The organism is Leclercia sp. Colony189, assembly GCF_009740165.1.
GTDB lineage: Bacteria > Pseudomonadota > Gammaproteobacteria > Enterobacterales > Enterobacteriaceae > Enterobacter.
In genome coordinates this window covers 1,065,099-1,087,073 of sequence record NZ_CP046557.1, presented here as the reverse complement: position 1 = coordinate 1,087,073, position 21,975 = coordinate 1,065,099, and the positions used below count along the sequence as shown (strand labels likewise).

Here is a 21,975-nt window from a genome sequence, read left to right as displayed (position 1 = left end):
GTTATTTGATAATTACCCTGAGTCCGATACCATATCAGGGATAAAAAACTGAGAGTCAGACATTCACTATGCCGAAGAAAAACGATGCACCTGCCAGTTTCGAAACTGCGCTGAGTGAACTGGAGCAAATCGTTACCCGTCTGGAAAGCGGCGATCTGCCGTTAGAAGAGGCGCTTAATGAATTCGAACGCGGTGTGCAGCTGGCGCGCCAGGGCCAGGTAAAGCTGCAACAGGCGGAACAGCGCGTGCAGATCCTGCTCTCCGATAACGAAGACGCAGCCACCACCCCCTTCACCCCGGATGCCGAGTAGATGGATTTTTCGAACCAGCTTCAGGCGTGTGTCGAGCGTGCTAACGACGCACTGCGCCGTTTTATAGAACCGCAGCCTTTTCAGAACACTCCACTGGTTGAGGCCATGCATTATGGCGCACTGTTAGGCGGTAAGCGCCTGCGTCCTTTTCTGGTCTATGCCACTGGCAGAGTGTTCGGTATCAGCCTGGATACGCTGGATGCCCCGGCCGCTGCGGTCGAATGTGTTCATGCCTATTCGCTGATCCATGACGATCTCCCGGCAATGGACGACGACGATCTGCGCCGCGGCCAACCGACCTGCCATATTAAGTTTGGCGAAGCGAATGCCATTCTGGCAGGCGATGCCCTGCAAACGCTGGCGTTTTCGATCCTGAGCGATGCACCGATGGTGGAAGTGGCGGATCGCGACCGTCTGGCGATGGTTTCGGAGCTGGCGAGGGCCAGCGGGGTTGCCGGCATGTGCGGCGGCCAGGCGCTGGATCTGGAGGCGGAAGGCCGTCAGGTTAATCTGGAACAGCTGGAGCGCATTCATCGTCACAAGACCGGGGCACTGATTCGCGCCGCCGTTCGTCTGGGGGCGCTGAGCGCGGGTGAGCGAGGACGCGAAGCCTTACCGATTCTGGATCGCTACGCAGAAAGTATCGGTTTAGCGTTCCAGGTTCAGGATGACATTCTGGATGTCGTGGGCGATACTGCAACATTGGGTAAACGTCAGGGTGCCGATCAGCAGCTTGGCAAAAGTACCTATCCCGCCCTTCTGGGCCTTGAGCAAGCCCGACAAAAAGCCCGGGACCTGATTGATGACGCCCGCCAGTCGCTGAATCAACTGGCTGCGCAGTCACTGGACACCTCGGCACTGGAAGCGCTAGCGGACTATATAATCCAGCGTGATAAATAACGAAAACACCACGATGAGTCTCTGATGAGTTTTGATATTGCCAAATACCCGACACTGGCGTTGGTTGACTCCACCCAGGAGTTACGTCTGTTGCCGAAAGAGAGCCTGCCGAAGCTGTGCGACGAGCTGCGTCGCTATCTGCTCGACAGCGTAAGCCGCTCCAGCGGCCATTTCGCCTCTGGGCTTGGCACGGTGGAGCTCACCGTGGCGCTGCATTATGTCTATAACACGCCCTTCGATCAGCTGATCTGGGACGTGGGTCATCAGGCTTATCCGCACAAAATTCTCACCGGCCGTCGCGATAAAATTGACACCATTCGCCAGAAAGGCGGCCTGCATCCGTTCCCGTGGCGGGGCGAAAGCGAGTACGACGTGCTGAGCGTCGGTCACTCTTCCACCTCTATTTCTGCCGGGATCGGGGTAGCCGTCGCAGCGGCTAAAGAGAACAAACAGCGCCGCACCGTCTGCGTCATTGGCGATGGCGCGATCACCGCCGGGATGGCCTTTGAAGCGATGAATCACGCGGGTGATATCAAGCCAGACATGCTGGTTGTCCTCAACGACAACGAGATGTCGATTTCTGAAAACGTCGGGGCGCTGAACAACCACCTGGCGAATCTACTCTCCGGCAAGCTCTACTCCACCCTGCGTGAAGGCGGCAAAAAAGTGCTCTCCGGCGTGCCGCCCATTAAAGAGCTGCTGCGTCGCACCGAAGAGCACATCAAAGGGATGGTGGTTCCCGGCACGCTGTTTGAAGAGCTGGGCTTTAACTACATCGGCCCGGTGGATGGTCACGACGTTCTGGGCCTGGTCAGCACCCTGAAAAATATGCGTGACCTGAAAGGCCCGCAATTCCTGCATATCATGACCAAAAAAGGTCGTGGCTATGAACCGGCGGAAAAAGATCCCATTACCTTCCACGCGGTACCTAAATTCGATCCGACCAGCGGCTGCCTGCCAAAAAGCAGCGGCGGCATGCCGAGCTACTCAAAAATCTTCGGTGACTGGCTGTGTGAAACCGCCGCCAAAGACGGCAAGCTGATGGCCGTGACCCCGGCGATGCGCGAAGGCTCCGGGATGGTCGAGTTCTCCCGCAAATACCCGACCCAGTATTTTGATGTCGCCATCGCTGAGCAGCATGCGGTGACCTTTGCCGCGGGCCTGGCGATTGGCGGCTACAAACCGGTGGTGGCGATCTACTCTACCTTCCTGCAGCGCGCCTACGATCAGGTGATCCACGACGTCGCGATCCAGAAACTGCCGGTGCTGTTTGCCATTGACCGCGCGGGTATTGTCGGTGCCGACGGCCAGACGCACCAGGGGGCGTTCGATCTCTCCTATCTGCGTTGTATCCCGGATATGGTGGTGATGACCCCGAGCGACGAGAACGAATGTCGTCAGATGCTGTTCACCGGCTATCACTATCAGGATGGCCCAACGGCCGTGCGTTATCCGCGCGGTAACGCGGTTGGCGTTACCCTTGAGCCGCTGGCAAAACTGCCGATTGGTAAAGGCGTGGTTAAGCGTCGCGGTGAAAAGCTGGCGATCCTCAATTTCGGTACGCTGATGCCGGAAGCGGCAAAAGTGGCGGAATCTCTTAACGCGACGCTGGTGGATATGCGCTTTGTGAAGCCGCTCGATGAGGCGCTGATCCTGGAGATGGCATCTGAGCACGAAGCGCTGATCACGCTCGAAGAGAATGCGATTATGGGCGGCGCGGGCAGCGGCGTGAACGAAGTGCTGATGGCGAAGCGTAAAGTTGTGCCTGTTCTGAACCTCGGCCTGCCGGATCACTTTATTCCGCAGGGTACCCAGGACGAAGCGCGCGCCGACATCGGCCTGGATGCCGCAGGTATCGAAGCGCGCATCGCCGCCTGGCTGGCGTAATCCCTCCCCTTTCCGCTCCTGCTATGCTTAACGGTACGTTTTAAGCAAACAGCAGGAGTGGAACCATGCAATACAATACATTAGGAAAAACGGATCTTAAGGTTTCCCGTCTTTGCCTGGGCTGCATGACCTTTGGCGAACCGGACCGGGGTAAACACGCCTGGACGCTGCCGGAAGAGAGCAGCCGTCCGATCATCAAACACGCCCTCGAAGGCGGCATTAACTTCTTTGATACCGCCAACAGCTACTCCGACGGCAGCAGCGAAGAGATTGTTGGCCGGGCGCTGCGCGATTTTGCCCGCCGCGAGGAGGTAGTGGTCGCCACCAAGGTTTACCATCAGGTAGGCGATCTGCCGGAAGGCCTCTCCCGGGCGCAGATCCTGCGCTCCATTGATGACAGCCTGCGCCGCCTGAATATGGAGTATGTCGATCTCCTGCAGATCCACCGCTGGGATTACAACACCCCGATTGAAGAGACGCTGGAAGCGCTGAATGACGTGGTCAGAGCAGGTAAGGCGCGCTATATCGGCGCGTCGTCGATGCATGCCGCGCAGTTTGCCGACGCGCTGGCATTACAGGAACAGCACGGCTGGGCACCGTTCGTCACCATGCAGGATCACTACAATCTTATCTACCGCGAAGAGGAGCGGGAGATGCTGCCCCTCTGCTACCAGCATGGCGTGGCGGTGATCCCGTGGAGTCCGCTGGCGCGCGGGCGTTTAACCCGTCCGTGGGGCGAAACCACTGCCCGCTCGGTGTCCGACGAGTTTGGCAAAACGCTGTATGACGAAACCGAGGCCAACAACGCGCAAATCGCCGAGCGCTTAACGGGCGTTGCCGAGGATCTTGGCGTGACGCGCGCTCAGGTGGCGCTGGCATGGGTGCTGAGCAAACGGGGCGTAGCCGCACCGATTATCGGTGCCTCGCGGGAAGAGCAGCTGGATGAGCTGATCAACGCCGTGGACATCACTCTGACGCCGGAGCAGATTGCCGAGCTGGAGACGCCGTACAAGGAGCATCCGGTGGTGGGGTTTAAATAGATGTGAACGCATTTGTAGGCCGGGTAAGCGCAGCGCCACCCGGCAATACAAGCCGCACAGAACTATGCGAAGTGGTCGTAACCTTTCCAGTCGAGCGTCACCGGCTCGCCGTTCTGCACAAATTGCAGCCCTTCGCTCTCCGGCATAATCTGGCCGATACAGGTAAACCCTGCCCCCAGATTGGCTAACGCCACATCCAGCGTGCCGCGGTTCAGCTCGGGTACGGTAAAGCACAGCTCGTAATCTTCCCCGCCGGAGAGCGCCCAACGCAGCGCCTGCTCTGGCTCCACATGCCTGCGCATCGCCTCAGAGAGCGGGAAGTGATCGAGGTCGATCCGCGCGCCCACGCCGCTGGCTTTCAGAATGTGGCCGAGATCGGAGATCAGGCCATCGGAGAGATCGATAGCTGAACTGGCGCGATCGCGCAGCGCCTGACCGTGCAGAATACGCGGCGTCGGGCGCAGATGGCGCTGCACGAAATAGGCCGCGTCATCGGCGTTTTCCACCATCAGGCGCTTCTGCAAAATCGCCAGCCCGGCCGCGCTGTCACCCGGCGTACCGGTGACATAAATCCAGTCGCCCGGCTTCGCGCCAGCGCGTTTCAGCGCGCGGCCTGCTGGTACGTAACCGTGGATCGCCAGAGTCATCGACAGCGGCCCGGCAGTCGTGTCGCCGCCGATCAGCTGCATATCGTAGTAGTTAAGCTGCTCAAACAGCGCATCGCTGAAGGCCTCGAGCCAGCTTTCATCGACCTCTGGCAGGGTCAGCGCCAGGGTTAACCACGCGGGATCGGCCCCCATTGCCGCCAGATCGCTCACGTTTACCGCCAGCGCTTTGTACGCCAGATCGGCAGGAGCAATATCCGGCAGGAAATGGTTACCGCACACCAGGGTGTCGGTGCTGATCGCCAGCGTCTGTTTTTCGGGAATATTGAGAAGTGCACAGTCGTCGCCGATGCCGGTTTCCACATCGCGACGCGAGCTTCTGACTCGGTCAAAATAACGGGCAATCAGGGAAAATTCGCCGCATGCCATACGTTATGCCTCAGCAAAGAAAATAAAAAAACCGGAGCCCGCACCACCCAAAGGCAGTACGACACTCCGGCTTGCGGATCACTTTTTACGGGGACGGATCGCAGGTGCAGCTTTGTCCAGCACGCCATTCACAAATTTGTGGCTGTCTTCAGCACCGAAGGTTTTCGCCAGTTCGATCGCTTCGTTGATGGCCACTTTGTAAGGCACATCGTCACGTTTAGACAACTCAAACAGTGCGATACGCAGCACCGCTTTTTCAACCTGACCCAGCTCTTCGAGCAGACGGGAGAGGTACGGCTTCATCAGACCGTCGAGATACGCGCTATTAGTCGCCACTCCCGACAGCAGTTCACGGAAGTACACGACGTCAACGTCTTTGACGTCTTGTTCCGCCAGGAACTGGTATTCAACATCAGCGATGTCGTTCTGGGACAACTGCCAGGAGTAAAGTGCCTGAACGGCACATTCACGGGCGCGGCGACGAGCAGCAGGTTTCACGGAATTCCCCTTACAAAAAAATCAGGCCTTGATGGCTTTCAATACATTGATCATTTCAAGCGCGGTCAGTGCAGCTTCTGCACCTTTGTTACCGGCTTTGGTGCCAGCACGTTCGATGGCTTGTTCAATACTTTCAGTGGTGAGTACGCCGAACGCGACAGGAATTTCTGCATCCTGCGCCACGTGCGCCAGACCGTTGCTTGCGCCACCCGCAACATATTCAAAGTGCGCGGTACCGCCACGAATCACCGTACCCAGTGCGATTACCGCATCGTATTTGCCGGTTTTCGCCAGTGCGCCCGCTGCCAGTGGCAGTTCGTAAGCACCCGGAACCCAGACAACGGTAATGTTTTCGTCTTTCACCTGGCCGATACGTTTCAGGGCGTCAATCGCGCCATCCAGCAGGCTGTCATTGATGAAGTTGTTGAAACGCGCAATGGTGATGGCGACGCGAGCGTCCGGGGTAGCAACGGCTGCTTCAATAATGTTCATACTCTTCCTTAACGGGTTCATTTGGTGGCCCCGCAGGGGGGCGGATTTTATCATAATATTTTGCGCACTGCTTCCCTATTTAGGCAAGCCTTACGCGGTGGTCAGGTGAAGACAGACATCCGGCCCTACCGGACGTATTTCGCTGAAGCTAAATGCCGGTGCATCCGCCAGTTTTTCCAGCCCTGGCAAGGCGCACAGGCCGCGCGCGTCGTTGCCTAACAGTTTAGGCGCAAGATAGACGATCAGCTCATCCACCAGCCCCGCCTGCAACAGCGCCCCGGCGAGCGTCGGGCCAGCTTCGACCCAGATGCTGTTGATCTGCTGTTTGCCCAACAGCATCATCAGCACCACTAAATCGAGATGTCCTTTATGCTCCGGCACCAGAATGGTGCGCACGCCTTCCGGCCAGCTGCGGTCATCTTCCTGGGTGCGGGCAAACCAGGTCTCGCCTGGCTGCTGCACAATGCGGTGCTCAGGGGTAACAAGATTCTGCCGGTCGACCACAATCCGCAGCGGCTGGCGTAAATTCTCTTGCGGGTAGAGTGCCTGAGTATCCGCGTTTAGCTCATCCCAGCGCACGGTCAGCGCAGGATCGTCGGCCAGCACGGTGGCATGCGTGGTGAGAATAGCATGGCTTTGCGCGCGCAGACGTTGCACATCGCGCCTTGCCTGTGGGGAGGTGATCCACTGGCTTTCACCGCTGGCCATTGCCGTGCGGCCATCCAGCGACGCGCCAAGTTTCAACTGCACGTAAGGGAAACCGGTCCGCATCCGCTTGAGAAAACCTTTATTCAGGCGTTCGGCTTCACTCATCATCAGGCCGTGACTGACCTCAATCCCAGCCTCCTGAAGGCGGTACAGACCGCGCCCGGCTACCTGCGGATTAGGGTCCTGCATCGCCGCCACAACCCGTGAAACGCCAGCGGCAATCAGGGCATCGCAGCAGGGCGGGGTTCGGCCATGATGGCTACAAGGCTCCAGCGTGACGTAGGCGGTTGCGCCCCGCGCCTTCTCGCCGGCCATGCGCAGGGCATGCACTTCGGCATGGGGCTCCCCGGCACGGTAGTGAAAACCCTCCCCGACGATCTCGCCATCCTTCACAATGACGCAGCCGACATTTGGATTGGGATGGGTGGTAAAACGCCCGCGTTGCGCCAGCTTGAGCGCTCGCGCCATGTAAATCTCATCCAGCATGGGCTTAATCCTGTAGGCGGGCGATCTCTTCGCCGAACTCTTTGATATCTTCGAAACTGCGATACACGGAAGCAAAGCGGATATAGGCAACTTTATCGAGCTTTTTGAGCTGCTCCATCACCAGGTTACCGATCATTTTACTTGGCACTTCGCGTTCGCCGGTGGCGCGCAGCTGGGTTTTGATGTGATTAAGCGCCATTTCAACGTCGTCTGCGCTCACTGGCCGTTTTTCCAGTGCCTTGAGCATCCCGCTGCGCAGTTTTTCTTCGTTGAACGGTTCGCGGATGTCGTTACTTTTCACCACACGCGGCATCACCAGCTCAGCCACTTCAAAAGTCGTGAAACGTTCGTTACACACCAGGCACTGCCGCCGGCGGCGCACGGACGAGCCCTCTCCCACGAGTCGGGAGTCGATTACTTTGGTATCCACGGCGAGACAGAATGGGCAATGCATACGGTGTCCTGACTATCGGGTTAACTGAACTCTATTTTACCCCGAACTGGCTCCACAACAAAGAAGGAGCGTTTTTGAGATAAAGGATCTATACGAACGCCTGCGTCGTTGACTACCCTTAGCAGAATCCGATATTTCAGGGAAATAAGTGCCATGACAAGACGTTACCTGAGGATCCTGCTGGTGGGAAGCCTCTTTAGCCTTAGCGCCTGCGCGCAGCAAAGCGAAGTTCGTCAGATGAACCAGAGCATCAGTTCGCTGAACACAACCATGAACAAGCTGAACCAGGAAACCGTCAAAATCACCCAGCAGAATGCGCTGAACGCCAAATCGACCAGCGGCGTCTATCTGCTGCCAGGGTCAAACACCCCTGCCCGGCTGAACAGCCAGATCGGCACGCTGCGTATGTCGCTGATGAATGTTGCGCCTAATGCCGATGGCACCCGGGCCACGCTGCGCATCCAGGGCGAATCCAACGATCCGCTGCCGGCATTTAGCGCCACCGTAGAGTGGGGCCAGATTCAGGGCACGACCGACAGCTTCCAGGAGCTGAACGTTCAGACCCAGCTCATTAATGCTCCGGCCAGTGTGCTGGCACCCAGCGATGTTGACATCCCGCTGCAGCTAAACGGCATGACGCCCGATCAGCTCGGCTTTATCCGCATCCACGATATTCAGCCCGTCGCGCAATAATCCCCCTGCGGAACGTGTTCACGTTCCGCTCCCTTCTTTGGTTACAAACATTGGCAACAGAAATGTTTGCTATTACAATCCGCTCCGTTAAAAATACGCAAACGTGAACGCAATCGATTACGTATGTGAGAGATCTGTGAAACAACACATATTTTTGTGAGCAAGGATTCCTATAATAGGCCCCCAGAAACACGAAATATTTAGAAACGCAATTCGCGCCTTTTTCACGCCCGCAAGGGATTTCAAATCAGTGGCATTATTATGAAAAAAACATTACTCGCAGCCGGTGCACTCCTGGCGCTCTCTTCTACGTTCTCTGTGCAGGCAGCGGAAAACGATAAACCAGAGTACGTCTCCGACTGGTGGCACCAGAGCGTTAACGTCGTCGGCAGCTATCACACCCGTTTTGGACCGCAGATCCGCAACGATACTTACCTGGAATACGAAGCGTTTGCCAAGAAAGAGTGGTTTGATTTCTATGGTTACATGGATGCGCCGGTATTCTTCGGTGGTAACACGGATGCAAAAGGTATCTGGAACCACGGTTCCCCACTGTTCATGGAGATCGAACCGCGCTTCTCCATCGACAAGCTGACCGGCACCAGCCTGGCGTTTGGTCCGTTCAAAGAGTGGTACTTCGCGAACAACTACATCTACGACATGGGTCGCAACAAGTCTGGCCGTCAGAGCACCTGGTACATGGGTCTGGGTACTGACATCGACACCGGTCTGCCGATGAGCCTCTCCATGAACGTCTATGCCAAATATCAGTGGCAGAACTACGGCGCAGCGAACGAAAACGAGTGGGATGGCTACCGTTTCAAAGTGAAATACTTCGTGCCAATCACCCAGCTGTGGGGCGGTAACCTGAGCTATATCGGCTTCACCAACTTTGACTGGGGTTCTGATCTGGGCGACAACGATTTCCGTGACCTGAACGGGAAGAAGGCGCGCACCAACGACTCTATCGCCTCCAGCCACATCCTGGCGCTGAACTACGATCACTGGCACTACTCTGTTGTTGCCCGTTACTGGCACAACGGTGGTCAGTGGAACGACGACGCAAGCCTGAACTTCGGCGACGGTGACTTCAGCGTTCGTTCTACCGGCTGGGGTGGTTACCTGGTTGTGGGTTACAATTTCTAAGATGATTTGTGCCGGGTGGCGCTTCGCTTACCCGGCCTACAAAACATGTTAACGGCACAAACCGTAGGCCGGGTAAGGCGCAGCCGCCACCCGGCAAAAAAGCCAGCTTAAAAGCTGGCTTTTTTATTGCTTCACCTTCCGTAAAAAATCGGCCAGCGACCTGTTCGCGCTTTCGCTAAAGCGTCTCTCCGTCATGGTGATATTCAGACACCTGTCGAGCCGGAAGCAACGATAGTCATCACGTCGCTCGCACCACGCCGCCAGCAACCAGTGCTCTCCCCAGAAGAACAACCCCAGCGGCTGCACTTCGCGAGAAGAGAGCTGCCCGGCTTCATCACGATAATGCAGCGCCAGCACCCGCTGGCTGGATATCGCCTGATGAATAAGATCAAACCCGCTGCGGGAGTGGTGCTGCATGGCAATATCCGGGGCGTAGATCCGCGTCTGCTCTGCCTTGCGACGGCTCTCTTCCGGCAGGATCGCCAGCACTTTCTCCTGGGCCGACTCCAGTTCGCGCGACAGCGACTCCCCGCCCCAGGTTTTGAGCAGGCGGATCGCCACCATCAGCGCCTCCGACTCCTTGTTGGTGAGCATCAGCGGTGGCAGGTCAAAACCCGACATCAGCCGGTAACCGCTCCCCGCTTCGCCTTCCACCGGCACGCCGGAGAGCGACAGATCGCGGATATCGCGGTAGACCGTGCGTTCAGAGACGCCCACTCTTTCCGCCAGATGCGCTGCCGTTGTCAGACGTCTTCCCCGCAGGATCTGCACAATCTGAAACAAACGGTCAGCGCGTCGGGTCATTTTTTCTTACGCTCTCAGGCAGGTTGATGAAGGCCGACGCGATTACCTTCGCTGTCGGTAAATAAAGCGATAGTACCAATACCGCGCGGCAACGTCAGCGGGCCAAATACGCACTCGCCACCGGCAGAGGCAACGCGGTCAAGCGTGGCCGTCAGATTGTCAGTATGCAGATAGATAATGGCTCCCTGCACCGAGGGAATAATCCCCTCAAATTTTGCCAGCGCGCCACCGGTAGCCGGATCCTCATGCGGGAATACCGCCAGCTCGGCGCAGTCCATTTTCTCGCGCCTCAGTGAAACCTGCATTACCGGCTCATAAAATTTGATGGCGCGATCCATATCTGCGACCGGAATTTCAAACCAGTTAATCACACTTTTCATACATCCTCCTGACTCTTGTTTGGGTTCAGAAGGAGTCTACGACAGGCCTCCTGACAGCATACTGTCAGGAGTGTTTGTCAGGAACAGGCAAAAAAAATCCCGGTCAACAGACCGGGATTTTGATAACACGATAAACGTGGCCTTACGGCAGAATAGACGGCTGATCCGCCCCTTCTTTCTCAACCTTCTGCTGGAGCAGGTGCTCGCGCTTCATGCCCAGCTTCAGCGCCAGAGCGGACGCCACGTAGATAGAAGATGCTGTACCAATGGAGACACCGATCAGCATGGTCAGCGAGAAGCCTTCCAGAATCGGACCGCCGAAGAGATAGAGCATCAGGATCACCATCAGGGTGGTCCCGGAGGTGATCAAGGTACGGTGCAGCGTCTGGGTCAACGACACGTTAAAGATTTCGTACGGCGTACCGCGACGGATCTTACGGAAGTTTTCACGGATACGGTCCGATACCACGATACTGTCGTTCAGCGAGTAGCCAATAACCGACATCAACGAGGCCACAATGGTCAGGTCAATCTCGATATGGAACAGCGACAGAACGCCCATGGTGATCACCACGTCGTGCGCCAGGGCGATAACCACCCCGGCAGCCAGACGCCATTCGAAGCGGAAACCGACATACGTCAGGATACAGAGCAGCGCCACCAGCAGCGCCATCGCACCGGTCTGAGCCAGATCCGCGCCTACGCTTGGGCCAACGAATTCAATACGTTTTACCGTCGCATTCTGGCTGGTCGATTCGTTAATCACCTGTACGACTTTGCTGCCCAGCTCCTGGCTGCCGTTGGCATCCTTCACTGGCGGCATGCGCACCATGATGTCACGGCTGCTGCCGAAGTTCTGCAGCAGCGGCTCTTCAAAGCCCGCCTTCTGCAGCGACTCGCGCATCTGGTCCATATCGACCGGTTTTTCCAGGGTGATTTCAATCACCGTACCGCCGGTGAAATCGAGCCCCCAGTTAAAGCCTTTTACGCCCATGATGGCGATGGACAGAACCAACAGCAGACCCGAAATGCCAAAGGCCCAGTAGTCCCAGCGCATAAAGTCCCAGACTTTACGGCCGTAGTTCAATTGTTCAACAGTATATTCCTGTGCCACAACGCACTCCTCAGATAGACAGCTTTTTAACGCGCTTGCCGCCGTACAGCAGGTTCACGATGGCACGGGTGCCGACAATAGCGGTAAACATTGACGTCGCCACACCAATACCGGTGGTGATAGCAAAGCCCTTGATCGCGCCGGTACCCACTGCATACAGGATAAGAACCTTAATCAGTGTTGTTACGTTCGCATCGAAGATGGAGCTGAACGCGCCCCGGTAGCCTTCGTCGATCGCCTGTTGGATGGAGCGACCGTTGCTTAGCTCTTCTTTGATACGTTCATTTATCAGTACGTTGGCGTCAACCGCCACCGCAAGGGTTAAGACGATACCTGCAATCCCTGGCATGGTCAGCGTTGCCCCCGGCAGCAGGGACATAATGCCGACAATCAGCACCAGGTTTGCAATCAGCGCAGAGGTCGCAATCAGACCAAACTTCTTGTAGAAGAAGACCATGAAGATGATGGAGATCGCCAGACCCGCCAGACACGCTTCCAGACCCTGCTGGATGTTCTGCATACCCAGCGTTGGACCGATGGTACGCTCTTCAACAATCTGAATTGGCGCAATCAGCGCACCGGCACGCAGCAGCAGCGACAGCTGACGGGCTTCGTTCGGGTTGTTGATACCGGTGATACGGAAGCTGTTACCCAGGCGAGACTGGATATTGGCGATGTTAATCACCTCTTCCTCTTTCACCAGAACCGCACGACCGTTGGCATCTTTTTTACCGCTGTCTTTGTACTCCACGAACAGGGTCGCCATCGGTTTACCGATATTGTCCTTAGTGAAGTTAGACATGATGTTACCACCTGCGCTATCAAGCGAGATGTTAACCTGCGGCTGGTTGTACTCATCCTGGCTGGAGGTGGAGTCAGTGATGTGGTCACCGGTCAGGATCACACGCTTGTACATCACAACCGGCTGACCTTCACGGGTCTGTTTCACTTCAGAGTCGCCCGGAACGCGGCCAGATGCGACAGCAGACTGATCGACGTTGGTGTTCACCAGACGGAATTCCAGGGTCGCGGTTGCGCCGAGAATCTCTTTGGCACGGGCGGTATCCTGGATACCCGGCAGTTCAACCACGATACGGTCAGCACCCTGACGCTGTACCAGCGGTTCAGCCACGCCGAGCTGGTTTACACGGTTACGCAGGATGTTGATGTTCTGCTGCACCGCGTATTCACGCGCTTCTTTCAGACGTTCATCGGTCATGACCGCACGCAACTGGTTGCTGCCCTGAGAAGAGAGCACCAGATCGCGGTGACGCTGGGTCAGATAATCCATCGCCTGGTCGCGGGCGTTGCTGTCACGAAACGTGATGCTCATCCCGTATTTATCTTCCTTACGCACGGTGGTGTAAGGGATGCCTTTATCACGCAGATCGCTACGCAGGCTATCAATGTTTTGTTCCTGAAGTTTTCCGAGTGCGGTTTCCATATCCACTTCCATCAGGAAGTGAACGCCGCCACGCAGGTCGAGACCGAGTTTCATCGGCTCAGCGTTGATAGCAGCTAACCAACGCGGAGTTGCAGGAGCAAGGTTCAACGCCACGACATATTTATCACCCATCACGCCCATCAGCGCTTCACGAGCGCGGAGCTGCGTGTCGGTGGAGTCGAAGCGAGCAAGAATTGCGCCCTCTTCCAGTGCCACAGACTTAGCGGTAATTTTTTCTTCTTGTAAAGTTTTCTGGACCTGGATCAGCGTTTGCTCACTGGCGGCGACACCGCGCGCGCCAGTGATTTGAACAGCCGGATCCTCACCATACAGGTTGGGAAGCGCATACAGCAGGCCGACGACAATGACGACGACCAGCATGACGTACTTCCACAAAGGATAACGGTTTAACACGGCAGTTCCCTTTGGGAAAAGTTAATTACAGCGCCTTCATGGTGCCTTTCGGCAGAACGGCAGCAACGAAGTCACGTTTGATAACCACTTCAGTGGTATCGTTCAGTGCGATAACGATATAGCCGTTATCAGCGACTTTGCTTACGCGACCTACCAGACCACCGTTAGTCAGAACTTCATCGCCTTTCGCGATGGAGTCCATCAGCTTTTTGTGCTCTTTGGTGCGCTTCTGCTGTGGACGCAGGATCATGAAATAGAAGATCAGACCGAACACCACCAGCATCAGAATCAGAGACATCGGGCTGCCCTGCGCCGGTGCACCTGTTGCCGCTACCGCATCAGAAATAAAAAAGCTCATTAAATTTCCCTCATTAAATAAATTAATCAACGTTCAAAGGTGGAACATCCCGACCCTGTCGTTGGTAAAAATCGGTCACGAAGCTCTCTAATTTACCCTCTTCAATAGCCTTGCGTAAACCAGCCATTAAGCGCTGGTAATAGCGAAGGTTATGAATCGTGTTGAGACGCGCGCCTAATATTTCATTACAACGATCAAGATGATGCAAATAGGCACGAGAATAATTGCGACAGGTATAGCAATCGCACTCGGCATCGAGTGGGCTGGTGTCGCTTTTATGCTTCGCATTACGGATTTTTACCACGCCATCGGTCACAAACAGGTGACCATTACGGGCGTTGCGGGTCGGCATAACGCAGTCGAACATATCAATGCCGCGACGTACGCCTTCAACCAGATCTTCTGGTTTACCGACGCCCATCAGGTATCGAGGTTTATCTGTTGGAATTTGCGGGCAAACATGCTCCAGAATACGGTGCATATCTTCCTTCGGCTCCCCTACAGCCAGACCGCCGACAGCGTAGCCATCAAAACCTATCTCTACCAGACCTTTAACAGAGATATCGCGTAAATCTTCGTAAACGCTGCCCTGAATAATGCCAAACAGCGCATTTTTATTGCCCAGGCTATCAAAACGGTCGCGGCTGCGCTTCGCCCAACGCAGCGACATCTCCATCGAGCGCTTGGCGTAGTCCCAGTCCGCCGGGTATGGCGTACATTCGTCGAAGATCATCACGATATCGGAGCCGAGATCGTACTGAATCTCCATTGATTTTTCAGGATCGAGGAAAATCGGGTCGCCGTTAATCGGGTTGCGGAAATGCACACCCTCTTCGGTGATCTTGCGGATATCACCCAGGCTGAAGACCTGGAAACCGCCGGAGTCGGTCAGGATCGGTCCTTTCCACTGCATAAAGTCATGCAGATCCCCGTGCAGCTTCATGATCTCCTGACCAGGACGCAGCCACAGGTGGAAGGTGTTACCGAGGATAATTTGCGCACCAGTGGCTTCGACTTCTTCCGGCGTCATCCCTTTTACGGTGCCGTAAGTGCCCACAGGCATAAAAGCGGGCGTTTCTACTACGCCGCGATCAAACACCAGGCGGCCACGGCGAGCGCGACCGTCGGTAGTATCGAGTTCAAATTTCATTTTTTCTCCTGCACCAGAAAAACAGTCCGGCGCGTTAAACCAGTGCCGCGGACTTATTCCCCGACACGTTCATTCAAAGCCTGCGGATTGTACGTGATAAACATCGCGTCACCGTAACTAAAAAAGCGATATTTTTGTTCTACCGCAGCCTTGTAGGCGTTCATGGTGTTTTGATAACCCGCAAAGGCCGAAACCAGCATGATCAGGGTCGACTCCGGCAGATGGAAGTTGGTCACCAGCGCGTCGATCACCTGATATTGATAACCCGGATAGATGAAGATTTGGGTATCGTCGAAGAAAGGGGCGATCAGCGCATCTTTCGCGGCCTGGGCTGCGCTTTCCAGCGAGCGAACCGAGGTGGTGCCCACAGCTACGACGCGGTTACCGCGCGCTTTGGCCGCCATCACCGCGTCCACAACCTCCTGCGGCACCTCGGCATATTCGGAGTGCATGATGTGATCTTCGATACTGTCCACGCGCACCGGCTGGAAAGTACCCGCGCCGACGTGCAGCGTGACAAACGCCATCTCAATGCCTTTTGCGCGCAGTTTTTCCAGCAGCGGTTCATCAAAGTGCAGGCCCGCGGTCGGTGCCGCGACTGCGCCAGGCTTCTGGCTATAGACGGTCTGATAGAGCTCGCGGTCGGCCTCTTCGTCCGGCCGCTCAATGTACGGCGGCAGCGGCATGTGGCCGATGCTGTTGAGGATATCCAGTACCGGACGCTCATCGTTGAACTGCACTTCAAAGAGCGCATCGTGGCGCGCCACCATGGTGGCATTGATGCTCTCGTCATCCCCCAGCAGCAGCTCCGTACCCGGCTTCGGTGCCTTGGAAGCGCGAATATGTGCCAGAATACGTTTATCATCGAGCATTCTTTCGACCAGCACTTCAATTTTGCCGCCGCTGGCTTTACGGCCAAACAGACGGGCCGGGATCACGCGGGTGTTGTTGAACACCAGCAGGTCGCCCGGGTTGAGCTTGTCGAGCAGATCGGTGAAGGTTCCGTGCGTCAGCGCACCCGTCGGCCCATCCAGCGACAATAAGCGGCAGCTACTGCGCTCCGGCACAGGATAGTGGGCAATCAGGGACTCGGGTAAATCAAAAGAGAAATCGGCGACGCGCATGGCATATACTCGTGACTTAAAAACAGGCGGCTTAGTCTAGTGCTCACACCTCTTTGCTGCAACAACTAGCCTCGCTTCGGATAACGAATCGCATGAATTTTCTCGCTCACCTGCACCTCGCTCATCTCGCTGACAGCTCCCTTTCCGGCAACTTGCTGGCCGACTTCGTCCGCGGTAACCCCGCCGAGGCGTATCCCGCCGACGTGGTGGAAGGCATCTTCATGCACCGCCGGATTGATGTCCTCACTGACAACCTGCCCGAGGTCAAAGAGGCAAAGGAGTGGTTCCGCCCGGAGACCCGCCGCGTGGCGCCCATTACGCTGGATGTGATGTGGGATCACTTTGTCTCCCGCCACTGGGAACAGCTCTCACCCGAGATGCCGCTGCCAGCGTTCGTGCGCTATGCCCACGCCCAGGTGACGATCATTCTGCCGGACGCCCCGCCGCGCTTTGTTAATCTGAATGATTACCTGTGGTCAGAGCGCTGGCTCGAACGCTATAGCGAAATGGACTTCATCCAGCGGGTGCTCAACGGCATGGCCAGCCGACGTCCGCGTCTCGATGCCCTGCGCGACTCCTGGCAGGATCTGGATGCCCATTATGAGGCCCTGGAGCAGCGCTTCTGGCAGTTTTATCCCCGCATGATGGAACAGGCGAAACATAAGCAGCTTTAATATAAATGTGATTGATAGGTAAAAGCTGGGTTAACGATTGTCAACGCCTCTTTGTCTTTAGGACAAACACTCTCTATACTGGCCCGCGTTGCGTTCTAAATAACCTTAGTATCTACAGGAGAATCATATGGTTCTGGTAACTCGTCCGGCTCCGGATTTTACAGCTGCAGCAGTTCTGGGCAACGGTGAAATCGTTGAGAACTTCAACTTCAAACAGCATACCAACGGTAAAGCCACCGTTCTGTTCTTCTGGCCAATGGACTTCACCTTCGTTTGCCCGTCTGAGCTGATCGCGTTCGACAAGCGTTACGAAGAGTTCCAGAAGCGTGGCGTAGAAGTGGTTGGCGTCTCCTTCGACTCTGAGTTTGTACACAACGCATGGCGTAATACCCCTGTCGACAACGGCGGCATCGGTCCAGTGAAATACGCGATGGTTGCGGACATCAAACGTGAGATTCAGCAGGCTTACGGTATCGAACATCCGGACGCGGGCGTTGCCCTGCGTGGCTCCTTCCTGATCGACGCGAACGGCATCGTGCGTCACCAGGTCGTGAACGATCTGCCGCTGGGTCGTAACATCGACGAAATGCTGCGTATGGTTGATGCGCTGCAGTTCCACGAAGAGCACGGTGAAGTGTGCCCGGCTCAGTGGGAAAAAGGTAAAGAAGGTATGAACGCGTCTCCAGACGGCGTTGCTAAATACCTGTCTGAGAACGTATCCAGCCTGTAATTGGCACGGTTTACGAAAAAGGCCCGCTTATGCGGGCCTTTTTTTATGCCTTACGCTGTGTCTCCCGCCAGATGCGCCAGGCCATACCTGCCAGCAAAATCACGCCCGCAATCAGCACGCCCCACACCAGCAGCGTGTTCATCCTGCTCTCCCGCTCGGCCGCGGAGGTAGCGGTCAGACGCTCCTCGCCGCCTAACGCGACATTATCCTGAATGTCAGCCTGCGGCAGGTTTGCCATATCATAGGTTTTACGCAGGTCAGCAGGGATCAGCATGTCGGGCTCCACGCTGGCAGGCTTTGCCGCCCCATTGCCCCAGGCGAGCACATACGGCGCTTTCCCCTGTGCGTTGAACACCAGGTCATAGCGGTCGCGATGCCCCATGACGCTCGGCAGGTATTCTGGCAAACGCGCATTCAGCGTCGTGATTTTTACCGCCTGCACCAGGCCCCCGTTAAGCGAAACCGGTGGAGACATTTTCCCTTCCAGACGGTAAAGGATCTCTTTTTTCAGCGGGTGCCATTTGTCCTTCTCCGTACTCCGCCACGCTATCTCTACGGGTAGGACGCCGTCGCCATTCAGTGAGATAGTGACAGCACTCAGCGGCTGCGGTCGCGACCAGTGCCACTGGACTTCACTTGTCGATAACTGCTCCCCTTCCCCCTCCAGGCCGATCTCTTCCGGGGCCGCCTGCGCAGGTGCGCGAATTGCGTTTACGCCGGTCAGGGTTATCTCCTGGCTCTGCGTATTCAGCACCACCATGAGATAGCGATTCGCATCGGGAGATAAAACCATATCGGTATCGATCCGGTCGAGCTTAAGGCGATCCTGGCCGCTGACCACGTCCAGCAAGGGCATCTCTTCGCGCAGGGTATACCACTGCTTAAGATCCTCGCTGTAATAAACCGACGCCGTTCCCTGCCAGGACGTCTGGGGGGTATTCCAGAGCAGCTGCAACTGGGACAGGCTTATCTCGCCCGTAGCCTGCTCCGGCAAGGTCAGCAGATAATGTTGCCCGGCTGCGGCGGCTTTTTGCCCCTCGAGCACAATCTCTACGCCGTTTCGGGAGCGGAGCAGGATTTTATCGCTATCCTCATCCCCTCGCGCAGGTGCAAGCGGCGAGGCGTCCAGATGAAAGAAGCGAAGTGGTGTGGATTGCACTGACGCCTTGGGAGGCGTCGCGGTGACCAGGCTGAAGGGAACCGGCTCGCCTGACTGGTTAAAGACGCGGACATCATGCAGATCGGGTGACGTGCTCTGCTCATAGACGGCAAGCGGCAGCATCACCCGATACCACTGGGAAGGGACGGAGGTATCCAGTGAACGACCAAAGGCATAGTCCCGGGGCGATTCCGTTTGTACCCCGTCGCAAAACGCCGGGCCGGAAAGCACCAGCAGCGCGCTACACGCTACCGCTTTCATCCATTTCATTTTTCATCTCCTGTTTTGGGCGGCAGCGGTGAGAAATAACCTACGATCAGTACCAGGATCGCCACGCCGATAAACGCCACCGCGCGCGACAGCCCGCCTCCGCCCGCGCTATCTACCAGCATCAGTTTAACCATCACGACACCCAGCAGCACAGCGCCGCAGAGCCACTCCTGCCGGGAAGCCCGACGGGTAGCATGGATCATGACCACCAGCGCGCTCAGCATCCAGAACAGGGCAAAACAGGTCTGGACAAGCCGGGAATCCCACAGCGATGCCATATTCCAGGCCACGTCGCCATACCAGGCCAGCGCGCGCATTAGCGCACCGTTAAGCCACCAGAAGCCAAACGCCATAAGCGCGACGGCAGGCCACGGGCGGGCCTGCGAAAGCAACGCGGGGTAGTAGCGATCCACCGCGCGATAAAAGACCACCAGCCCCAGCAACGCGAACGCGGCACCTTCCTCAAGCGGGTTCACCAGCGGTAGCCAGGTCTGGCGATAGACCACGCCGTCCTGGAAATTGGTCACGACCAACAACACCAGCAGCGCCACGACAACAGGGATCGGCGCCAGGCAGGTGTAAAGCGCAGGCCATTCCCGGAACGGCCACCCGCGACGCCGTACCGCCGCAGAGAGCGCCATAATCAAACCGCCACCTGCTGCCATCGCCAGTCCACTGCCCCAGGCCGCCATTCCCCACGGCAGCGACCGGGCAAACCAGTAAAGCTCGGCGGCCAGCGCCAGTAAAATCATCCAGAACAGCGACAGATGCAGCCCCATCGCGATGCGCGGCAGGAGCCTTTCACCGTCACGCCGCAGCAGCATCAGCGCGGCAGGAAGCGCAACGCACCAGGCCAGGTTTGACCAGCCGGCGGCAAAGACCTGCTGATGCCAGAGCTGATACCCCACCATCAGCAGCATCAGCGGCCACAGCAGCCATTTGCTGGCATCCAGCTCTCGCCACGCCAGATGAGCGGCAGCCTGCCGCCAGCCCCAGACCGAGACGGCCGAGAGCGCCAGCACGCCTGCCAGAACAGATAATTCCTGCTTCAGCATCAGCTGTGACGCCCCCAGCAGCGCCACTATCCAGAACAGCAGCCCGCCTGCCAGCAGTACCCAACTGACGGGCAGAACGATTTCCCGCCACAGCCAGGCCGCAGCCAGCCAGCAAAGGCTGAGGACGGCGAAGATAAGCAGCAGGCTCAGCGATGTCACACCGTTCGTTTGCGCCCACAGCGTGCTACCCAGCGCCAGCACCAGCAGCGCCGTCCCACTATAGCTCATACGTCGCTGCTGCTGTTGCACGCCCAGCCAGAGGATGCCCAGACCCTCCAGCGCCCAGGCCATCGCCGTCCAGCGCGCCGACAGCGCCAGCGGAATGGCGAGCGTGGCAAACCCGCCGCCGATCGCCAGCGCCGCCATGACCAGCGGCCGTCCGAGGGAGGGATAGCGCCGCAGGGCGAGGAACGCCAGCGAGAGGTAAAAGGCACCGTACCCCAGCGCGCTGAGCGCCGGGCCGTAGGTCCAGTGCTGAGTCATGCCGTACTGCATTCCAAAACCAACCAGCGGCGGAGCAAACAGCAGCACGCCGTCAATAATTTGCTTCCCTTTCTCCTGCGCCCGCAGCGACAGCGCCACGCTCAGCACGCCGAATATCAGCGTATTGGCAATCAGGAACAGCTGGCAGACCCCATACTCTTCAGGCCGGTAGTCGTTCAGTCCCCAAAGGCCGCCCACGCCGAATGTAAACAGCAGCCCGAGCAGATTCAGCTCGCGCCAGTGCTGCCAGATGCTGATAGCGAGAATGCCGATGGAAAGCAGGAGGTAGAAAGAGAAGAGCGCCACAAAGCTGCCGCCTCCGGTAGACAACAGCAGCGGCGCAAGATATCCACCGAGACTCGCCAGCATAGCGAGGCTCAGCGCCCTCTGCAGCACCGCCAGCCCGACGCTCGCCGCGCAAATGACCACCAGCAGCGCAAAGGCCAGCGTCATCGGTAACATCTGCCAGAGCCGGAAGGCGCCAAAGACGGTCAGATAGAGGATGCCTGCCGCCCCTCCCTGGAGGATCAGCGAATAGACGCGCTGTCTGTGCCGCAGTCGCCACCCGAGGGCCAGCAGAACCATGGCAAACAGCGCCGTCGCGGCCAGGCGCAGCTCAAGCGGGAACAGGGAGTGCTCGACGGTATAGCGCAGGAGGAATGAAAGACCGAGAAAGAGCAGCAGGATGCCAAGCTTCGCCAGCGGGTTCCCCTGCATAAACCAGCGCACCAGCGACGTCAGTATGCCGCCAAAGGCAGAAGGCTGTTTTGCCGCGGGCGCAGGAGCCGGAGCGGTTGCGGGTTCTGCCGCGGCAGCGGGAATATCCGGGCGCCAGGGGTCGACAGGCGCGGGCGCGTCATCAACCACCGGCTCAGCCACGACCACCGGCGCAGCGGCCTGTTCAGGCTCCGGCGCTTTCTCCGCCACGCCGCGCTGCTCAAGTGCCTCAATGCGCTGGCGAAGCCTGGCGATCTCCTGTTTCGCCGCCGTGCTTCGATTAAAGCCGATAACCGCAAGCACGGGCGCAACCACCAGCGCAAAAATCAGGAATATACAGCCAAAGATGTAAAGCTCGTCCATGTTTCCACCTTCACCGTTAACGATCCGTTAAGATTGACACAAATCGTTGCATTTACGCCATCTTAAAAGGTGGAAACCGTCCCGCCC

At 57.2% G+C, this 21,975-nt stretch carries 22 protein-coding genes; 8 read left to right on the top strand and 14 right to left on the bottom strand.

Annotation, left to right across the window (positions count from 1 at the left end; genetic code table 11):
- Window positions 1-68 precede the first annotated feature (68 nt).
- The 4 genes from xseB (at window position 69) to GNG29_RS05100 (ending at window position 4,138) form a co-directional block, all read left to right on the top strand.
- Complete coding sequence (gene xseB, locus GNG29_RS05115) at window positions 69-311, top strand: exodeoxyribonuclease VII small subunit (RefSeq protein WP_032616819.1); 243 nt, start codon at window positions 69-71, stop codon at window positions 309-311.
- The gene (gene ispA / locus GNG29_RS05110) at window positions 312-1,211 is read left to right on the top strand and encodes a (2E,6E)-farnesyl diphosphate synthase (RefSeq protein ID WP_156653995.1); all 900 of its coding nucleotides are present in this window, start codon (window positions 312-314) and stop codon (window positions 1,209-1,211) included.
- Between the two features lie 24 nt (window positions 1,212-1,235).
- Window positions 1,236-3,098: a 1-deoxy-D-xylulose-5-phosphate synthase gene (gene dxs, locus GNG29_RS05105; RefSeq protein WP_156653994.1), complete on the top strand. Its 1,863-nt coding sequence runs from the start codon at window positions 1,236-1,238 to the stop codon at window positions 3,096-3,098.
- Between the two features lie 65 nt (window positions 3,099-3,163).
- Window positions 3,164-4,138: an aldo/keto reductase gene (locus GNG29_RS05100; RefSeq protein WP_156653993.1), complete on the top strand. Its 975-nt coding sequence runs from the start codon at window positions 3,164-3,166 to the stop codon at window positions 4,136-4,138.
- A 62-nt stretch (window positions 4,139-4,200) separates the two neighbouring features.
- On the opposite strand, the gene thiL is transcribed toward GNG29_RS05100, so the two are convergent.
- The 5 genes from thiL to nrdR form a co-directional block, all read right to left on the bottom strand.
- Window positions 4,201-5,172 (bottom strand): thiamine-phosphate kinase, encoded by a 972-nt coding sequence (thiL, locus tag GNG29_RS05095; protein WP_156653992.1) that lies wholly within the window; start codon window positions 5,170-5,172, stop codon window positions 4,201-4,203.
- Window positions 5,173-5,250: 78 nt separating this feature from the next.
- Window positions 5,251-5,670 carry a transcription antitermination factor NusB gene (gene nusB / locus GNG29_RS05090; RefSeq protein ID WP_032616814.1) on the bottom strand — a complete coding sequence of 140 codons (420 nt, stop codon included), beginning with the start codon at window positions 5,668-5,670 and terminating at the stop codon, window positions 5,251-5,253.
- A gap of 21 nt (window positions 5,671-5,691) precedes the next feature.
- Window positions 5,692-6,162, bottom strand: a complete 471-nt coding sequence (ribE, locus tag GNG29_RS05085; protein ID WP_039032362.1) for a 6,7-dimethyl-8-ribityllumazine synthase — start codon at window positions 6,160-6,162, stop codon at window positions 5,692-5,694.
- A 90-nt stretch (window positions 6,163-6,252) separates the two neighbouring features.
- Window positions 6,253-7,356 (bottom strand): bifunctional diaminohydroxyphosphoribosylaminopyrimidine deaminase/5-amino-6-(5-phosphoribosylamino)uracil reductase RibD, encoded by a 1,104-nt coding sequence (gene ribD, locus GNG29_RS05080; protein ID WP_156653991.1) that lies wholly within the window; start codon window positions 7,354-7,356, stop codon window positions 6,253-6,255.
- Window positions 7,357-7,360: 4 nt separating this feature from the next.
- Complete coding sequence (gene nrdR, locus GNG29_RS05075) at window positions 7,361-7,810, bottom strand: transcriptional regulator NrdR (RefSeq protein ID WP_103178462.1); 450 nt, start codon at window positions 7,808-7,810, stop codon at window positions 7,361-7,363.
- A gap of 153 nt (window positions 7,811-7,963) precedes the next feature.
- Between nrdR and GNG29_RS05070 the strand changes: the two genes are divergently transcribed.
- Complete coding sequence (locus GNG29_RS05070) at window positions 7,964-8,503, top strand: DUF3251 domain-containing protein (RefSeq protein WP_103178461.1); 540 nt, start codon at window positions 7,964-7,966, stop codon at window positions 8,501-8,503.
- A gap of 261 nt (window positions 8,504-8,764) precedes the next feature.
- Window positions 8,765-9,649 carry a nucleoside-specific channel-forming protein Tsx gene (locus tag GNG29_RS05065; RefSeq protein WP_103178460.1) on the top strand — a complete coding sequence of 295 codons (885 nt, stop codon included), beginning with the start codon at window positions 8,765-8,767 and terminating at the stop codon, window positions 9,647-9,649.
- 123 nt (window positions 9,650-9,772) lie between these two features.
- Here the strand turns inward: GNG29_RS05065 and GNG29_RS05060 are convergent, their stop codons facing one another.
- From GNG29_RS05060 to queA, 7 genes are all read right to left on the bottom strand, one after another.
- Window positions 9,773-10,453 carry a YafY family protein gene (locus tag GNG29_RS05060; RefSeq protein WP_156653990.1) on the bottom strand — a complete coding sequence of 227 codons (681 nt, stop codon included), beginning with the start codon at window positions 10,451-10,453 and terminating at the stop codon, window positions 9,773-9,775.
- A 14-nt stretch (window positions 10,454-10,467) separates the two neighbouring features.
- Window positions 10,468-10,833 (bottom strand): VOC family protein, encoded by a 366-nt coding sequence (locus tag GNG29_RS05055; protein WP_156653989.1) that lies wholly within the window; start codon window positions 10,831-10,833, stop codon window positions 10,468-10,470.
- A gap of 142 nt (window positions 10,834-10,975) precedes the next feature.
- A complete protein-coding gene (secF, locus tag GNG29_RS05050; RefSeq protein ID WP_156653988.1) occupies window positions 10,976-11,947 on the bottom strand; it encodes a protein translocase subunit SecF in 972 nt (323 codons plus the stop codon).
- A gap of 10 nt (window positions 11,948-11,957) precedes the next feature.
- Window positions 11,958-13,805 carry a protein translocase subunit SecD gene (secD, locus tag GNG29_RS05045; protein WP_103178456.1) on the bottom strand — a complete coding sequence of 616 codons (1,848 nt, stop codon included), beginning with the start codon at window positions 13,803-13,805 and terminating at the stop codon, window positions 11,958-11,960.
- 25 nt (window positions 13,806-13,830) lie between these two features.
- Window positions 13,831-14,163 (bottom strand): preprotein translocase subunit YajC, encoded by a 333-nt coding sequence (gene yajC / locus GNG29_RS05040; protein WP_032616800.1) that lies wholly within the window; start codon window positions 14,161-14,163, stop codon window positions 13,831-13,833.
- Window positions 14,164-14,185: 22 nt separating this feature from the next.
- Window positions 14,186-15,313 carry a tRNA guanosine(34) transglycosylase Tgt gene (gene tgt, locus GNG29_RS05035; protein WP_103178455.1) on the bottom strand — a complete coding sequence of 376 codons (1,128 nt, stop codon included), beginning with the start codon at window positions 15,311-15,313 and terminating at the stop codon, window positions 14,186-14,188.
- A gap of 53 nt (window positions 15,314-15,366) precedes the next feature.
- Window positions 15,367-16,437, bottom strand: a complete 1,071-nt coding sequence (gene queA, locus GNG29_RS05030; protein ID WP_156653987.1) for a tRNA preQ1(34) S-adenosylmethionine ribosyltransferase-isomerase QueA — start codon at window positions 16,435-16,437, stop codon at window positions 15,367-15,369.
- A 92-nt stretch (window positions 16,438-16,529) separates the two neighbouring features.
- Here queA and acpH point away from each other — a divergent pair, with 92 nt between their 5' ends.
- Together acpH and GNG29_RS05020 are read left to right on the top strand one after the other, a co-directional pair.
- Window positions 16,530-17,111: an ACP phosphodiesterase gene (acpH, locus tag GNG29_RS05025; protein WP_103178453.1), complete on the top strand. Its 582-nt coding sequence runs from the start codon at window positions 16,530-16,532 to the stop codon at window positions 17,109-17,111.
- A gap of 127 nt (window positions 17,112-17,238) precedes the next feature.
- Window positions 17,239-17,841: a peroxiredoxin gene (locus GNG29_RS05020; RefSeq protein WP_040076949.1), complete on the top strand. Its 603-nt coding sequence runs from the start codon at window positions 17,239-17,241 to the stop codon at window positions 17,839-17,841.
- A 43-nt stretch (window positions 17,842-17,884) separates the two neighbouring features.
- On the opposite strand, the gene GNG29_RS05015 is transcribed toward GNG29_RS05020, so the two are convergent.
- On the bottom strand, window positions 17,885-19,270 hold the full coding sequence (locus tag GNG29_RS05015) for a DUF3999 family protein (protein WP_156653986.1): 1,386 nt from the start codon (window positions 19,268-19,270) through the stop codon (window positions 17,885-17,887).
- A complete protein-coding gene (locus tag GNG29_RS05010) occupies window positions 19,267-21,888 on the bottom strand; it encodes a DUF2339 domain-containing protein (protein ID WP_156653985.1) in 2,622 nt (873 codons plus the stop codon). The genes GNG29_RS05015 and GNG29_RS05010 overlap by 4 nt, the downstream gene beginning before the upstream one ends.
- Between the last annotated feature and the right edge of the window lie 87 nt (window positions 21,889-21,975).

What these genes read in the sequence shown, in the direction of transcription:
- xseB (WP_032616819.1), top strand. Translation starts at nt 69, where the DNA reads ATGCCGAAGAAAAACGATGCACCTGCCAGTTTCGAAACTGCGCTGAGT.
- ispA (WP_156653995.1), top strand. Translation starts at nt 312, where the DNA reads ATGGATTTTTCGAACCAGCTTCAGGCGTGTGTCGAGCGTGCTAACGAC.
- dxs (WP_156653994.1), top strand. Translation starts at nt 1,236, where the DNA reads ATGAGTTTTGATATTGCCAAATACCCGACACTGGCGTTGGTTGACTCC.
- GNG29_RS05100 (WP_156653993.1), top strand. Translation starts at nt 3,164, where the DNA reads ATGCAATACAATACATTAGGAAAAACGGATCTTAAGGTTTCCCGTCTT.
- thiL (WP_156653992.1), bottom strand. Translation starts at nt 5,172, where the DNA reads ATGGCATGCGGCGAATTTTCCCTGATTGCCCGTTATTTTGACCGAGTC.
- ribE (WP_039032362.1), bottom strand. Translation starts at nt 6,162, where the DNA reads ATGAACATTATTGAAGCAGCCGTTGCTACCCCGGACGCTCGCGTCGCC.
- ribD (WP_156653991.1), bottom strand. Translation starts at nt 7,356, where the DNA reads ATGCTGGATGAGATTTACATGGCGCGAGCGCTCAAGCTGGCGCAACGC.
- nrdR (WP_103178462.1), bottom strand. Translation starts at nt 7,810, where the DNA reads ATGCATTGCCCATTCTGTCTCGCCGTGGATACCAAAGTAATCGACTCC.
- GNG29_RS05070 (WP_103178461.1), top strand. Translation starts at nt 7,964, where the DNA reads ATGACAAGACGTTACCTGAGGATCCTGCTGGTGGGAAGCCTCTTTAGC.
- GNG29_RS05065 (WP_103178460.1), top strand. Translation starts at nt 8,765, where the DNA reads ATGAAAAAAACATTACTCGCAGCCGGTGCACTCCTGGCGCTCTCTTCT.
- GNG29_RS05060 (WP_156653990.1), bottom strand. Translation starts at nt 10,453, where the DNA reads ATGACCCGACGCGCTGACCGTTTGTTTCAGATTGTGCAGATCCTGCGG.
- GNG29_RS05055 (WP_156653989.1), bottom strand. Translation starts at nt 10,833, where the DNA reads ATGAAAAGTGTGATTAACTGGTTTGAAATTCCGGTCGCAGATATGGAT.
- yajC (WP_032616800.1), bottom strand. Translation starts at nt 14,163, where the DNA reads ATGAGCTTTTTTATTTCTGATGCGGTAGCGGCAACAGGTGCACCGGCG.
- tgt (WP_103178455.1), bottom strand. Translation starts at nt 15,313, where the DNA reads ATGAAATTTGAACTCGATACTACCGACGGTCGCGCTCGCCGTGGCCGC.
- queA (WP_156653987.1), bottom strand. Translation starts at nt 16,437, where the DNA reads ATGCGCGTCGCCGATTTCTCTTTTGATTTACCCGAGTCCCTGATTGCC.
- acpH (WP_103178453.1), top strand. Translation starts at nt 16,530, where the DNA reads ATGAATTTTCTCGCTCACCTGCACCTCGCTCATCTCGCTGACAGCTCC.
- GNG29_RS05020 (WP_040076949.1), top strand. Translation starts at nt 17,239, where the DNA reads ATGGTTCTGGTAACTCGTCCGGCTCCGGATTTTACAGCTGCAGCAGTT.
- GNG29_RS05015 (WP_156653986.1), bottom strand. Translation starts at nt 19,270, where the DNA reads ATGAAATGGATGAAAGCGGTAGCGTGTAGCGCGCTGCTGGTGCTTTCC.
- GNG29_RS05010 (WP_156653985.1), bottom strand. Translation starts at nt 21,888, where the DNA reads ATGGACGAGCTTTACATCTTTGGCTGTATATTCCTGATTTTTGCGCTG.